This window comes from Balneola sp. EhC07, assembly GCF_001650905.1.
Taxonomy (GTDB): domain Bacteria; phylum Bacteroidota; class Rhodothermia; order Balneolales; family Balneolaceae; genus Balneola.
This window is the reverse complement of the sequence record NZ_LXYG01000017.1, coordinates 234,178-249,393: the sequence shown is the minus strand read 5'-3', so window position 1 is coordinate 249,393 and position 15,216 is coordinate 234,178. Positions and strand designations below refer to the sequence as shown.

Sequence of the window (15,216 nt, the reverse complement as noted above, 5' to 3'; positions counted from 1 at the left end):
GTTATCAGTTTTTTTCTGCTGATCTGAACAAAATACTACCTTTACGCTCCGCTCTGATATCCCGTATTTTTTCGAATGGCTGTTTTTGATCTGCCTGGCCTTGCACCGATTGAGATCCTCCGGAAATGCGCTCAAGTGCTGCTTTTAAAAAAGGCTCGTTTAGATCTCCTATCTGGAACGGATCCAACAGATTTTCAGAAACAAAAACATCGGGTTCTAAACCCATAAACAGGTCAGAGTTTCCTTCAGAGTTTTCATATCTCAAATTTACAGGTACCATTGCGTAATTATTTTGAGGTGTCGCATCTTCTCCCTTGATCACAGTAGAACCATAAAATTGACCACTGGTTTGTCCACCTATAATATTCACTGACATATGTGGAATTAGCCCGTTGATAAGTAACTCGCTTGTATTTGAAGTCTCAGAACTGGTCAGAAAATATACACTCTGTAATCCTAAATTGTCGGGGTCAGAATCAAACTTAATTCTCAAACTTTCAGAGTCCTCTCCTTCTTCATCTATTATTCGTTGCTCTTGTAGTGCATTGTACTTAAACCTCACAAAAACTTCTTCGTTCTGAGCTGCGGACTGAGAAACAAGACTGTTACCAATATTCTTTGCTGCATCAAAACTTCCTCCATTGTTGTACCTCAGATCAACGATCATCTCAGTAACTCCCTGAGCAATCATGTCTTGGAAAACGACGTCCACACTGTCTATATATTTATCATTTTCTCCATCTACAAACTCATTATAAAACAGGTATCCGATCTTTGTCCCATTTTGCTCAATTACATCAGTATGAACAATTGGATTAAGCTCGATCTCAACTTGAGGAAGGCTTATCGTATCATCTGTAGATGTTATTGTTTGGTCTGCAGCATTATATCTGCCAAATGTATATGTAGTGGTTGATTTCTCAGCATAAAAAAGTTCTACCACATTAAACACTGTCAGTGGTGCGCCATCAATTTCGATTATTATATCTCCCCGGTTTAGCCCCGAAGTATCTGCAGGTGTATTCGGATATATAAATTCTGCAACAATAAAAGCATCGAAAGAATTACTAAACCTTCCAAAAATCGGTGACAATCCTGTAGTAAAAACTGTAGCATCGCTCGTTGCTTCGGAAGGCAATAATTTTACATCATCTACTATGTATGAATCGAAGTCGTCCGGGTCTAACATGCTCCCGAAGTAAGAATTAGGCACTATTGATCCGTCTACGTTTTCCGGGACCCTTTCATTCCAGAGGTAATTCTCTTCCATGTTCTCTCTGATCCAAGAGTTTACTTCTGTAAATTCATCTTCATTTGGCCCTACGCACGAGAGTAAAAATATCACACTAAGAAAGAGAATGTTACCGGTAAGCTTTTTCATATGTCCTTTAGATTATCCAAATACAAATCTGAATGTTATTGTTCCCCATTGTGCTTGTTGAGGGACACCACTTGGAAGTTTTGAAAACTTCCAACTTCTTAATGTCCGCTGCACTTCCTTTTCTAACTCGGGATTCATTTTCTTCAATGGAATGATCAACCCTACTGAACCATCAGGTTTTACCTGAAATCGTACTGAGATAACCCCTTCTGTGTTTGCAGTATTTTCGGGCAAAGGCTGAACCATCGGGTCTCTTTCAATATTCCCTTCCCACTTTAATTCGTATGGAGCAGATTTCTCATCATCAACCCCTGTTCCGGCATCAGCATTTGTTTCTCCGGTATTACCTTTAACATCTCCGCTTTCTTTTGCTCCGTCGCTAACCTCAAGATCTTTTTTTGCTTGCGGTGGAATTTCAATTTCTTCTTTTACTTCTTCCGCGGTCTCTTTGGTGGGATCTACAACATCCGTCTTAGGTGTTTCCACCTTTTCCTCCTTCACTTCTTCAACTTCGTCAGGTAAGTCAACAGGTTTGGTAATTTCTTCTGTGGGATTTGTTGGCTTCTCTTCCGGTATTGGAGTTTCTTCAACTGGTTTTTCTGTTTTAACTTCTGAAGGGTTTGGTCTTTTGGCTACTTCTTCATCCTTAACCTCAGAAAACTCTGCCAATGTTCCCGATCTAAACTCCCCGAACTCTACTTCAATGAAAGACGGGCGGAAATTTTGGTTCATATCCAAAGTATACCACAAAGAAAACAGAACCATAACGATGCTTACACTCAACGTAACCGTAAGCGCAACACTATCATCTTGTGTAAAGTTAGTTTTCTTCATGTTTATTAAATTATAAGGAACTTTGCTCTGTTGCCATTACCAGTTTTAAATTCAAGGCTTTACCGATATTCATAACTCTCACCGCATCATCTACTTTCGCATCCTTATCGGCACGTAGTATAATCGTTTGACTCTGCTTATTATTGCGTGCAGCTCTGATCTGAAGGGCTAAAGAAGCTCTTGCAGTCAAGTCTCCATCCACATAAAACTCGCCTTCCTTAGTAATTGCTACCGAGATAAACTCATTTTGAGTAGTTGACCCGGACTCTGCTTTCGGAATATTCACTTTTATCCCAAAGTTTGTTACGAATGAAGAAGTCAGCAAAAAGAAGATCAGCAAAAGTAATACTATGTCTGTCAATGAAGATTGAGAGAATAGTGACAACGGGGTTAACCTTTTATCTCCTCGTCTAAAATCGCGTGCCATAATTATGCCTGCTTTTTAGGTGCCGGTGATTGAAGCAGATCCATAAAATCTGCAGATGCATTTTCAAGCTCAAAAATAGATCTGTTTATTTTACCTAATAAAAAGTTATAGAAACCAAATGCTATCAAACCAACGATCAATCCTGCAGCCGTAGTAATAAGAGCTTCCCAGATTCCGCCGGCTAATTCACTTGGATTAACATTTCCCTGAAGGGATTGAATATCCATGAAAGCCTCGATCATACCTGTTACCGTTCCGGTAAAACCCAATAAAGGGGCCACACCTGCAATAGTTGCTAACCAATTCATTCTTTTTTCAAGGAAGAAAATTTCCTTTTTCCCAGCATTATCAATGGCATCTTCGATGTCTCGAATGGGGCGACCCAATCTCTTGATACCTGCTTTAATAATTCTTGACAGCGGTTTATCATGATCATCACAATAAGCCATTGCATCAGACTGTTTGCCTGACTTTAACATACCTTCAACAGAACTTAAAAATCTGTCTGTATCCGTATGTGATCGGTTCAATGCCCGCCAACGTTCTACAATTACGTACATAGAAAGCATAAATAGCACGAAGATCGGGATCATTAAAACCCCTCCTTCAATTAAAAGATCGAATAATGTGATTGTTTCTCCTTCAAGTGCCAGTGCTAACGAATCAGCAACTGCCGTTGAATCTTGAAATAGTAAAAGAAGGATGTCCATGTAAATGAAGTGTTTAAATTTTTGTGATGATATAATTTCCAAGTATTTCAGAATCAACTTTTTCTGCAGCAATAGCCGCATCTGCCAGTGACTCAAACTGCCCAATGCTTACCCTGTACAACCTGCCGAATTCTTGCGACGGTTTTTCTTTAATAATGACCCGAAAGCCTTCTTTCGATAATTTTTCAAACTGTGTGTCTGCTCCAGACTTCCGGCTTAATGTATATAGCACGATTGTATAGCCATTGTTCCCGGCTTCGGTTGCTGTTCCATTTAAACCATAAACTTCAGTTTCTGCCTGAATATTAACCGGAGAAATAATACCTCCATCGCCCGGAGCTTTTTCATCAGCAACTAGTGGAGCTATATCATTTTCTTGATTTTGAGGTGTTTCTTCTTCAGTAATGCCAGATTCAGCATCAGAGGAATTTTCGGTACTTTCTTCCGTTTCATTTGGAGCATTTTCATTGTTCGCTTCAATCGTCGGTACTTCTTTTACCGGTTGTTCCTCTTCTGTATCAGCAGTTTGTGGAGGCGTACTTTCAGGCTGTGTTGCCGGCGGATTGCTCTGTACTACTTGTGTTGAAACTGACGATGGTGTAATTCCTTCAATATTAACAACACCAAAATAAGCTAATAGATATCCGGTTCCTCCCAATAATACCAGAGCAAGAATCATGTATAAGAAAACCGGTGAACTTTGTTTTCTGTCTCTTGGACTTTTCGGAGTTCTGCTCTTTTTTTCCGTTTTCTCGTCTTCATCTTCTTCTTTATCCTCATCAGCTTCCTTTTTAGAAGCTTTGCCTGAAGACACATTTGTTACTACAGGTACAAAATCTTCATCATCATCTTCTTCTTCGATAAGCTCATCAAATGGATCGTCGAAATCTTCATCAGAACTATCATCTTCCAACGCAGAGAAATCTATTTCCTCATCATTTTCTTCTTCAGATACAGTTTCTTCTTGCGAAACTTCATCTTCGGGTTCAGAAACATCTTCTTCAGAAGCGATTTCATCTTCAGTTGCAAAAATGTCATCTTCATCAATTAATTCGGGTTCCTCTTCTGCATCACCCAGCAAACCTGAAAAAGCACCTTCCTGTTCTTCTTCTTTATGCGCATCGATGCCCCAGTTTTCAGGCCCCGGCGCAGACTCCTCTTCCGGTTCAGGCTCTTCTTCTTCTGTTTCTGTTTCTTCTTCAGTTTCGTCTGAACCAAATATGTCTTTAAGCGTATCTTCTAAAGCCTCTTCCGGCTCTTCTTCTTTCTCGGGTTCTTCAGTAATTATTTCTTCAGTATCTTCGCTTTCTATCTCTTCTTCAACAACAGCTTCGATCTCCTCTTCGCTCAGATCTCCTTTTTCAGCCTGCTCCTTTTCTGCTTTTTCATGCTCCTCTGCTTCATTAAACAACTCGGCAAACGGATCTTCGTACTCTTCCGATTCTTCCGTTTTTCCACCGTCAAGAATTCCCTGAATAGGGTTTTCGTCATCCTCTTCCGGTTCCTCAGGTTCTTGCTGTTGCGCTCCTCCCGGAAGTTCGATAGGCTCCATGCCTACATACTTATAGTTGATCTCTGTTTCCAGCTCATCAGATGGGATAAACAGTATATTTGATCCTAGTTTGCTGAAAATCCCAAACCCTTCCACTTCATATCCTTCCCCTTCATCAAAGGACGATTTCATCTCGCTTATAAGTTCTTCCAGGTACTTCTCGACTTTCTCTTTTTCTATTCCGGAATTATCGGCAAGTAAGGCAATAAACTTTTCGTTATCTATCAGCATTGTTATTCCCCCATATCAGCTTTGAATTCAATACTGTCTTTTGGAGGAAGCATTACGAGTTTTCCGTCTCCCTTTCTTTCCTGTTGCTGGCTTGTGTGCTCTGCTTTAAAAGTGCCTAGACCTTTTATTTCAACAGAATTTTTCATGATGATCTGATCACGAATTGTTAACCCAAATGCTTTTAAAAAATCGTTCGTCATAGCTTATAAAGTTACTTTAATACCTCCGAAAATTTGAAAAGGTCGTTCTTCATAACCTTGCCAAACCTCATAGTTTTGTCCCAGAATATTCAACACTTTCAAATAAAGGCCAAATTTTTCATTGATCTTGTAATCAGCGCTACCATTCAAAAGAAGATAACCATCTATTGTTTGTGTATTAGTAGTATTTCCGTCTTCTCTTTCTCCAATATACTGCACCCATGAACTTACTGTAAACTGATCAGCCGGCTTTACTGAAAAAACTCCTTCTGCACCGACTCTTTCTTCAAACGGAATATCTCCTCCATTTTTAAGCTCAGGTCTTTGTGCATATATAAATCCATCAAACCAGAATTTGTCGGAAACTATTTGTTGAGTTACACCTATCTCCATTCTGAATTTGGACGCGTCTGCATAATTAATTGTATAGAATGTTTGTTCTGTATTTACACCAAATGTTCTCGAAGCTCTTGTGTAGTAACTATAATTATCAATTGCTTTGTAAGAAATGCTTCCAAAGAGCTTGGTGGATTCCAGAGGTTTAAATTCTATTCCTCCGTCAACTCCGAATATATATTGAAACTGCGTTTGAGCACTTGTATTCAAAAATCTGTTTTGTTGATGATGCTCCCAAACAGATTTCATTTCCGGACGCGCATAAATCTGCCCGGTCAGGTTTAACCCTTCTTTTACTGTGTGATTCATTGCTGAGTTTAAGACTAGCAAAGGCTTGCTTCTGAATCCATCAGACAGATACGCTATTCCTCCTTCCAATTCAATTTCTGTGGCATAGTTGAATAAACTGCTGTATCCAAACGTCGCTGAAGTACTTATCCATTGATTATCTCCGATTCCTTCGGCTGAATAATTTCCACCTTTAATATCAACTTTTGCACTAAGCACATCATAGAGCTTTGAACCCGCCCATTCTTTTTCAAAGCCTGCTTGAACAAATTGCTCTGATTGACTTCCCCTTAAAGCAGCATTAGGTGCCATAAGATCTATTCCTGTTGCAGATGCATTCAGATACAACTCCCATCCTTCCAGTTCATTGGCATTGTTTTCAAGAATAAATCCTGCGTTAAAACCCTGATAATCTTTTTCAGAAGTTCCTGAATTATCTGAAGGCACATTATTTGACAATTCGAAAAGATGATTGAAATCACTGAATGCACCAACTTTAGCAGATAGTTTTGCGCCGCCATTTAACTTTGTACCGTAAACACCATTCACATCAAAAAACCTGAAGCCGGAATCCTGGTTATCTAAATGACCACTTGAACCGGAAAAATCTACATTTACAGAAGCTATACTTTCACTATTTAATCTTCTTAGAACATAAGCCTCCAATTCCGGAGTAGTAAAACTACCAAAGCCTGCTTTTATAAAAGCATTTGTTCTGGATGGGTCTTCTAAAACTGATTTAGCAGGAGGTTTGGGTCTGTCTAACTGTGTGAGAGCGATACTGGCAACGGCTTCTTTATCAGATTCCATAAAGGGAACTCTGTTTGGGTCGATTCGAAAAACTCTGGGTTTGGGATTGAAACCTAAAATCGGTTGCCGTCTGATTCCCGGAAATCTGGCTCTGAACTCACTTCTGATCTCAATATCCTGTGGATCTATTTCAGGTAATAATGAATTTTGAGTATTCCCGGTTTGAGCGAAAAGCGCCGGACTTATGATGAATAGAAGTAAGATGGTTGCAAAATAGGATCGTTTCATCGTCAAAAAAGAAGTTTTAAGAATGTACTAAAAATTTAGAGCAAGGTTAACCTGTGTACGTCAAAAGATGTACTGATTTATTCTGAGCTTGTTCCCTCAGTTTTAGCCGCATGCTTTAATGCAATATACTTATCCAAAACCAACAACAACGGTGTACTTATAATGATCACTGCGAGTGTTGAGGCATGGGTAATGGTTCCATAAGCCAAACCGATTGCTTCAGGAACTGCATAAAGAAGAAATAAGCTCTTGGTTACAAATAAGTGATAAGTGCCTACTCCACCGGGTGTCGGGATTATAATTCCTACTGCAGAAACCATCGTAAGCACTAAAGCATCTGCATAAGAAAGATCATAAATGGTGTGCATGTCGAACATCCAAAATGGAATGTAAGTCATCCCTATATAGCACACCCAGATCAGCGCGGTGTATAAAACAAAAAGCGGCCAGTTTTTGAGTTCTTTAACCGCAAGAACCCCATCAACAAATGTTTTTGATATCTCTTTAAATTTTTCGAATCCCTTGGCGATAAATTCAACTTTTGTGCTTAATGATCTCAGAACTAAATAGACTGCTCCAAAACCCAGAACTGCGATTCCTAAATATTTACCTATAGAAAATGCAAAAGAAAGAAGAACTTCAGAGTCGGTGATATCTATCCCAAATAAATTACTGAGTATTTCCGGATCTGAGACCATGAATATGACCACAAAAGTCATCAGCAAAAGCAAACTCACCATGTCTATAATTCGCTCAAGAACGATGGTTCCGATCAGCTTGCTGTTGCTTTCGTCAACCTGACGAGCTACATACACAGGTCGTGTAACTTCTCCCAATCTTGCGAATGGAATGTTTGACAGATATCCTACCATCACACCTGTAAAAAGAGTAATTCTGTGCGGCGTTTTAGCTTTATCGTTGAATAATAATCTCCACCTTTCCGCCCGAATAAAATGTGCCGTCAGCGTAGCCAGAACAAACGGAATGATCCAGCCATAGTTCATGGACTTTGATGCTTCTACAATTTGCTCAAATTCTACTTCTTTGAATGCAAGCCAGAGAAAAAAACCGGCGACCAGAATTCCTGCAATTACTTTTAGTGCTGTTTTCAAGATCAGTACCTGGTATCAACTATTTCTGCATCCTGAGGATAGCGTAGCACGAATAACTCTTCATTTTTAAGCAAGAAAGATCCGTTTTTAAATGTGGTTACGATCTCATTTTCTGAAAAATCATAGGCTGTAATACTTATCGGGATTGCTTCAGAATTCACTATGATCTCAACCGTCAGATATAAGGCAAAATCATCGTCTGTTTTCATGATGATCTTTGTTCTGCCGTTATCCATTTTTTCTTCCGTAATGGTATAAGTGGAATCTACTCCGTTCAACATCCTTGATGGAGCAAAATCATCGTCTTCTTCAGAATAATCACTTACAATAACCCTGTTCCGAACTTCATCATAAACTCTGGATGTTTCCCCGTCCACGATCAGCAATTGATTTTCGCTGTCCAACCGGTATTTATCTGATGAAACCCAGATCTTTCCCTGGCTGGTTAATGATTCTTTTGTGTAAGAGTCGTAATAAACGTGTTCGAAATCAGCTACAAAAACCTTTTCGTTTTCGAAATTGGCTTTCAGCTTTGGAAAAACTTTGCTTTGAGCCTGTACCGAGATCGCAAAAACGATCATCAGCAATAAAATAAGACTAGAGGTTTTCAAGGCCATCAAAGATCTCTTGTAATTCTTCTTCTTCCTGAACGAGAACATCGCGTGCTGTACTTCCTTGATATGGTCCAACGATTCCTGCATTAAATAATTGATCTATGATTCTGCCGGCTCTGTTATAGCCGATCTTTAATTTTCTTTGTAATAATGAAACGGATCCCTGCTGATGCAACACTACAACTTTAGCTGCAGCCTGAAACATTTCATCTATATCATCTAACGGGTCAGGTATTCCTACATTGTCCTCTTGTATTATCGGCAGATGAAATGGTTCCTTATACCCGGCTTGTTGGCCAATAAATGAGTTTATTCTTTCTACTTCTTCTGTGGATACAAATGCATTTTGAAGTCTGGTCATTCCGGCGCCATTGGTAAACAGCATATCTCCTGCTCCAACCAATTGATCAGCTCCGCCCATATCCAGAATAGTTCTGGAATCTACTTTCGAAGCAACTTGATAAGCAATTCGTGCCGGGAAGTTAGCCTTGATGGTACCTGTGATTACATTTACAGACGGTCGCTGAGTTGCAACCACCAAATGGATTCCAATAGCTCGTGCAAGCTGAGCTAGTCGGGCGATAGGCTCTTCAATTTGTTTTCCTGCTGTCATCATTAAGTCAGCAAGCTCGTCGATGATAACTACGATATAAGGCAGATGGCGATGACCTAATTCTTCATCTAGTTCGCCTTCTTTGAATTTCTTGTTGTACGCTTTGATATCCCGAACCAGCGCCATTTTCAGCAGGTCATAGCGATCATCCATTTCCTTACACACACTGTTCAGCGTATCCAGAGCTTTTGAAGTATCAGTTACGATCGGTTCGTCCGCGTTTGGTAGCATCGCCAGAAAGTGATTCTGGATATTTCGGTACAATGCCAATTCGATCTTCTTCGGATCGATCATCACAAATTTCAGATTTTCCGGATCGCACTTATAAAGCAGACAGGTAATAATGGTATTCACTCCAACCGATTTACCGGAACCGGTTGCTCCTGCCATTAACAAGTGAGGCATTTTTGTAAGATCGATCATGAACACTTCATTTTCGATCGTTTTACCGAATGCTACCGGCAAAGTCATGTCCGTTTCAACAAACTTTTTGGTGTTGATGACCTGCTTGATGTACACCATCTCTCGGGTGCTGTTCGGAACTTCAATCCCAACTGCAGATTTCCCGGGGATCGGAGAAAGCATGCGCAATCCTTTGGAAGCCATCGCCATTTTTAAGTCATTGGAATAGCTTTCGATCTTACTGATCTTCACATCCGGAGCCGGCTCAAGTTCATAAAGCGTTACCGTTGGGCCCACAATGGCATTAATTCCAACGATCTCAATTCGGTGTCTTTTCAGCTTATCCAGGATGATGCGCTTGTTTTCCCGGATCTCTTCCAGATCAACTTCTGTTCTGTCTTCTGCAGGTGCGTCTAAAAGATCAATGGTCGGGAACTTATATCTGATAACAGGAACTTCCTTTGCTTTATCCCGATTTATCTTATCCAGATCTCTTTCTCCGGCTTCCTCATCACCTTCGCCTTTGTATACCGAAACTTCCAGCTCTTCGCTGTCCTCATCCAGCACTTCTTTTTCTTCCAGATTGGAACTCTTGTTTATAGCCGCTTTTTGTCTGTTATCGATATCGTCGGAAGCTCGTTTTTCCTTTTCGATGCGCTCCAGATCTTGTTCGTGAGATTTAGCTACAATATCATCGATCGTTGGCGCCGGAGCTTCGGGTTCTTTAACTTCTTTTTCCGGCTTTGCTTTGGCGCTTTTTTTCTCTTCTTTCTTGACTGCTTTTTCTTCTTTAGCCGCTTCACGTTCTGCTCTTCTTTCGGCTAAGCGCTCTTCTCTTTCCTGAGCCTTAATTTCTTTCTTTTCTGCACGGGCGATCCGGGCATCTTCCAATTTCTGCTGAACGTTTTCGATCCATAATTTCAGGTTGTCGATGGATTTTTGAAGATCTCTGTCCCAAAGTAATAGTAAAGTTACGATCGCCAAGAGTGACAAGATTATTCCCGATCCGATACTACTTGTAAAGTTCTGAAGCACTTTTGAGATCGCTACTCCGGCCGCTCCGCTCCATACTGAATCAGCAGGAAAATCAAGATTGAAATTCATCCATCCCAAAACAGTTGAGAAAAGGATCATGCTCCAAACACCCAAAATGGTGATCCAGCTCAGATCTTTATAATTTCGCCTTCTGAAAATGTGCCAACCCTGAAAAAAGACCAGAACTGCTAAGATAAAACTGGTGTACCCAAACAATTGATGAACTACGAAATGGGAAAGATAAGCTCCCACGGGCCCAAGCCAATTTTGTACTAACCTGGAGGATGCATCTTTATTGAAAAGATCCATAAACGACAACTTGGTCGCATATTGGTAATCTTCCGGAGTGTAGGAAACGATACTTAACCCAAGCAAAATCGCCAGAGCAATAATTATCACTCCGATGATCTCTACTTTTCGGTTATCGTCAATACCTGCCTTAGAATTTCCGGCTGTATTTAACTTCTTTTTAGCCATTCAAATTGATTAAAATTCCATCCTTCATTCCCGGAAGGACGTCAAATTTATCTACTTCACAAACAAAAGGAATATCCCCGTCAGGAACAAGTTCTTTAAGTCGAATTGCATGGTCACTGGTTTCAATGGCTTTTTCCAGCTCATCTTTATAGCCCTGATATAAACTGAAAGCGACCTTTACTCCATCTTTGGTATTCTTGGGAAGCTTTCCTTTGCACATTTTATAAATAATAGATCCGGCGAACAAAGTGTCTTCTAATGACATTTTCCCCTGCCAACCTGAGCAAATCAAAACTACATCATCGTCGTGATCTTCCAATGCTTTCAAAATGCTTTTCTGATTTAGAAAACAGCCCACATACATACGATTTGCAAGCGCTGCTTTTTTGATCGCCTTGGTTCCGTTTGTAGTGTTGATGATCAACGTCTTATCCGCTACTACATCTTCTGTATACTCCAACGGTGAGTTTCCTAAATGAAACCCTTCGATCTTATGTCCGTTTTGTTCTCCACAAAGCAGATAATCTTTGTTGTCCATGGTTTGGGCAATTCGGACAGCGTCTTCCATTGCACCAACCGGAATGATCTTTTTCGCACCGTTACTCAGCGCTGTCACCATCGACGAAGCAGCTCTCAGCACATCAATAATAACTGCAGACTTTCCACGCAGATCCTCTTCCTGAAAGGATTGCACCGAAAAATATACGTCCATGTAATCTAGTCTAGCCATCGTAGTTCTTTAAAATATGTTCTCTCACTTTTTTATAAATGGAGGGCGTGTTACTGTAGCTTCCGCTGTTTTTTTACGGATTGCAATATGGATAGTGTTGCCTTCAGCAGCAAATTCTTTTTTCACATAACCCATCCCTATTCCTTTACCCAAAGTGATCGACATTGTTCCGCTGGCAACTTCGCCAATGGTATTTCCTGATTCGTCCACTATTTCGTATCCATGACGCGGAATGTTGCGCTCATCATTCATTACAAAGCCAACTAATTGTCGGGAATTCCCTTCTTCTTTTTTCTTGAGAAGGGCTTCTTTTCCTACAAAGTCACCTTTATCAAACTTGGTGATCCAACCCAATCGTGCTTCCAGCGGATGAGTGTCTTTGGTGATGTCGTTGCCATAAAGAGCAAAACCCATTTCCAATCTCAGCGTGTCTCGAGCTCCTAAACCACACGGCTCGATCCCGAATTCTTCTCCGGCTTCAAAGATAGCCTTCCAAACAGCTTCCGGATCTACATTGTTTTTATCGAAGTAGATCTCAAATCCTTTCTCGCCGGTGTATCCTGTTGCTGAAAACACGATGTTTTCAAATCCGGCTAGTGTTCCCATTTTGAAACTGTAGAATCCGATCTCTGAAAGATCCAAATCGGTAAGCTTTTGCAGCGTGTCTACTGATTTCGGTCCTTGAACTGCAAGCAGGCACGTATCATCAGACATATCAACTACTGTGGTATCAAATGTATTTTGGCTGTTTACCCAAGCCAGATCTTTATCTACGTTCGCGCCGTTTACTACCAGTATGTACTGATCTTCTTCAAACAGTTTATACACGATCATGTCGTCCACAATACCACCGTCTTCATAGCACATGCACGTATACTGCGCTTTTCCGGCTACCAGCTTCGAAGCATCATTTACTGAAATATGCTGAACCAGATCAAGTGCTTCCGGTCCGTGAATGTAAAACTCGCCCATGTGTGATACATCGAAAACGCCCACATCATTACGAACGGCTGCATGTTCTACCTTAATTCCTTTGTATTGAACCGGCATTTCAAATCCGGCAAATTCTACAAGTTTCCCGCCTTCTTTTTGATGGATAGCATGAAACGGTGTTTTTTTAGCCATTCGTGTAGTTAGTTTGTGTCGTTTTGTTCTTAATCCTCAATAAGTTAATGATTTTTGAAGAAAGGGATAGAATTAAGAATTGGAAATTTCTTCTTTTAATTTCGTTTAATTGTACCCTCTAACTTAATCACACGACTTTCCATAATTCGGTTTCCCTCTGGTGTTTGAATAATGGGTAAATGAAGATCGATATTCAAAGTATCGCTAGATAGTTTCTTTTGAAACCTTGGATAAAATAACGCTACTTGATATGGAAAGTCCGCGCTGTAAGGATTGTCTCTCATAAAAATCTTTGTGGTATCACTTGGCAAAGAGTAATATAGAATCGATGTTTTTTCAGGGTTATGAATTTCACTTGAAAATGATACCCCTACACCATCTGTAAATACTGAAATATTTTCTGAACTTGTATTCAGTGATATTCTGGATGTTATATTGTATAAAATGAGTTCTTTCTCTAAACCACTCGACTTATTCTCTGTGGCATTACTGTTGCTTTCTCTTCCGTTGGGATAATAATTCGTTTCATATGCATTTGCGCTAACCGTAATTCCAATTGAAAGTCCGTTATTACTTATCCTAATTCTCTTTCCGTCCCAATCAGTATCTAATCCCTGATTTTTCATAGGTTTTAAAATGATAGAATACTCTTCAGATTCCTGACCCAAAATTGGCTTGGTGCTTAACAGGATACAAAAACACAGAAAAAAGCTAACTGTTGATACTTTCATTATTGAAACAAGATTAGAAACTCGATATATAATTTTAAGCATACTTAACTGATTCACTTCTTATCATAAATATCCCGCCGATGTCCGATCCGAATAACTAGGATCAAAATATGCTCATCCTGAATCTGGCTGATAATTCGATAATCTCCAACCCTGTATCGCCAAAGACCTTTCATGCGACCTTTGAGAGATTTACCAGTTCTTCTTGGATCATCTTCTGTCGCCAGATTAGTACGCAGCCATTTCAGAATCCGATCCTGAGTTTGCTTATCTAGCTTTCTGAGTTCTTTACGGGCACGATCGTCAAATTCAACTTTCCAAATCATCGCCGCGCTCGATCTCGTCCAGACTCCAACGCTTCTGAGGCTCTTCAATACGCTGTTCAGCCATATACAAATCTTCCATTTCGTCCAGCTTTTCTTCCAAAGCCTGACGAATGTAATAAGTTTTGGTGCGACCGGTAAGTTTTGCCAACTCATCCAGTCTCTTTTCAACCGACTCTCCTAAACGAACTGTAATAGGCATAATTCAATGAATTTGTTTACATGTAATACAAGTACGACAAATATACTTTTTTGGTATATAAGAACGAATTAGAATTAATATCAGGGTTTTGGCTTGGAAAGGTCGCACAAGCGAGGCGGTTGCGCTGGGTTTATGATAAAAGAACAGGGAGCTGAGCTCCCAATAGCTTTCCGCACCGGAGGTACGGAACGAGGTTAAAGACTTTAGATGTTTTTGAGTCAGTTAATCTTAACTCTTCCCAAACTATACGCAACCTTATATCCTTGATCAGTCCTATACCAAAAGTAAATATGATCATCTATAACTTTAGCATTAGATATATGTTCATCTATTTTTAAGTCGAGTAATATTTCTAATGTTTCTTTCTCAATTAACATTAATCGGGAATAATTAGGAAGTAGCAAATATTTCAACCCGGATTCAAATGTCACATTACCAGATATGGTTATAAATGTAGAGTCTGTTATATCTGTAATTAAAAATAGGTATGGATATGTAATTCTTTTTTGAGTTTCTGCATCTCTTATTTCATAATAATTTGGTTTATTAAGCCCTTGTTCTACCTCTATACCACTAACTGTTAAAAAGTCTCTTGCTTCATCTTGCCAATAAGTAGTAAAATCGAATTCTTCTTCTAACGGTGGGGTTTTTTCAAAGTCTGTATATGAATGACATCCTAGGATCGTCACTAGTGCTATTAACAATAGTGCCCGTTGTCTAAACTTCTCTTTTAGTCCTATACTTGTTTTCACCACTTTCCCTTCCAATACTCAATCTAATTCTTTGTATCTTTAT

The 15,216-nt window shown here is 39.8% G+C and carries 16 protein-coding genes; all 16 read right to left on the bottom strand.

Annotated elements, in window-relative coordinates:
• Positions 1–4: 4 nt before the first annotated feature.
• The 16 genes from A8B79_RS10315 to A8B79_RS10240 all read right to left on the bottom strand — a co-directional run bounded on the left by A8B79_RS10315 (position 5) and on the right by A8B79_RS10240 (position 15,173).
• Positions 5–1,381 (bottom strand): S41 family peptidase, encoded by a 1,377-nt coding sequence (locus A8B79_RS10315; protein WP_066222019.1) that lies wholly within the window; start codon positions 1,379–1,381, stop codon positions 5–7.
• Between the two features lie 12 nt (positions 1,382–1,393).
• Positions 1,394–2,215, bottom strand: a complete 822-nt coding sequence (locus tag A8B79_RS10310; RefSeq protein WP_066222016.1) for an energy transducer TonB — start codon at positions 2,213–2,215, stop codon at positions 1,394–1,396.
• A gap of 10 nt (positions 2,216–2,225) precedes the next feature.
• Positions 2,226–2,642 (bottom strand): ExbD/TolR family protein, encoded by a 417-nt coding sequence (locus A8B79_RS10305; RefSeq protein ID WP_066222013.1) that lies wholly within the window; start codon positions 2,640–2,642, stop codon positions 2,226–2,228.
• A 2-nt stretch (positions 2,643–2,644) separates the two neighbouring features.
• The gene (locus A8B79_RS10300) at positions 2,645–3,352 is read right to left on the bottom strand and encodes a MotA/TolQ/ExbB proton channel family protein (protein WP_066222009.1); all 708 of its coding nucleotides are present in this window, start codon (positions 3,350–3,352) and stop codon (positions 2,645–2,647) included.
• A 13-nt stretch (positions 3,353–3,365) separates the two neighbouring features.
• Positions 3,366–5,135: an SPOR domain-containing protein gene (locus A8B79_RS10295; protein ID WP_066222006.1), complete on the bottom strand. Its 1,770-nt coding sequence runs from the start codon at positions 5,133–5,135 to the stop codon at positions 3,366–3,368.
• A 2-nt stretch (positions 5,136–5,137) separates the two neighbouring features.
• Positions 5,138–5,335: an HU family DNA-binding protein gene (locus A8B79_RS10290; RefSeq protein WP_066222003.1), complete on the bottom strand. Its 198-nt coding sequence runs from the start codon at positions 5,333–5,335 to the stop codon at positions 5,138–5,140.
• Positions 5,336–5,338: 3 nt separating this feature from the next.
• Complete coding sequence (locus tag A8B79_RS10285) at positions 5,339–7,057, bottom strand: TonB-dependent receptor (RefSeq protein ID WP_066222001.1); 1,719 nt, start codon at positions 7,055–7,057, stop codon at positions 5,339–5,341.
• Positions 7,058–7,134: 77 nt separating this feature from the next.
• Positions 7,135–8,169, bottom strand: coding sequence for a lysylphosphatidylglycerol synthase transmembrane domain-containing protein (locus A8B79_RS10280; RefSeq protein WP_066221999.1), 1,035 nt, complete (start codon positions 8,167–8,169; stop codon positions 7,135–7,137).
• A 2-nt stretch (positions 8,170–8,171) separates the two neighbouring features.
• Positions 8,172–8,786, bottom strand: a complete 615-nt coding sequence (locus A8B79_RS10275) for a LolA family protein (protein WP_066221995.1) — start codon at positions 8,784–8,786, stop codon at positions 8,172–8,174.
• On the bottom strand, positions 8,767–11,310 hold the full coding sequence (locus tag A8B79_RS10270; RefSeq protein WP_066221992.1) for a DNA translocase FtsK: 2,544 nt from the start codon (positions 11,308–11,310) through the stop codon (positions 8,767–8,769). The genes A8B79_RS10275 and A8B79_RS10270 overlap by 20 nt, the downstream gene beginning before the upstream one ends.
• A complete protein-coding gene (locus A8B79_RS10265) occupies positions 11,303–12,040 on the bottom strand; it encodes a 2-phosphosulfolactate phosphatase (RefSeq protein WP_066221989.1) in 738 nt (245 codons plus the stop codon). Before A8B79_RS10265 ends, A8B79_RS10270 begins: the two co-directional genes overlap by 8 nt.
• 24 nt (positions 12,041–12,064) lie before the next feature.
• Positions 12,065–13,165, bottom strand: coding sequence for a glycine cleavage system aminomethyltransferase GcvT (gene gcvT / locus A8B79_RS10260; RefSeq protein ID WP_066221986.1), 1,101 nt, complete (start codon positions 13,163–13,165; stop codon positions 12,065–12,067).
• Between the two features lie 95 nt (positions 13,166–13,260).
• Positions 13,261–13,896, bottom strand: coding sequence for a hypothetical protein (locus tag A8B79_RS10255; RefSeq protein WP_066221984.1), 636 nt, complete (start codon positions 13,894–13,896; stop codon positions 13,261–13,263).
• Positions 13,897–13,949: 53 nt separating this feature from the next.
• Positions 13,950–14,222 carry a type II toxin-antitoxin system RelE family toxin gene (locus A8B79_RS10250; RefSeq protein ID WP_066221981.1) on the bottom strand — a complete coding sequence of 91 codons (273 nt, stop codon included), beginning with the start codon at positions 14,220–14,222 and terminating at the stop codon, positions 13,950–13,952.
• Entirely contained in the window at positions 14,206–14,421 is a 216-nt protein-coding gene (relB, locus tag A8B79_RS10245; protein WP_066221978.1) for a type II toxin-antitoxin system RelB family antitoxin, read from the bottom strand. The genes A8B79_RS10250 and relB overlap by 17 nt, the downstream gene beginning before the upstream one ends.
• Positions 14,422–14,639: 218 nt before the next feature.
• Complete coding sequence (locus tag A8B79_RS10240; RefSeq protein ID WP_153038418.1) at positions 14,640–15,173, bottom strand: hypothetical protein; 534 nt, start codon at positions 15,171–15,173, stop codon at positions 14,640–14,642.
• Between the last annotated feature and the right edge of the window lie 43 nt (positions 15,174–15,216).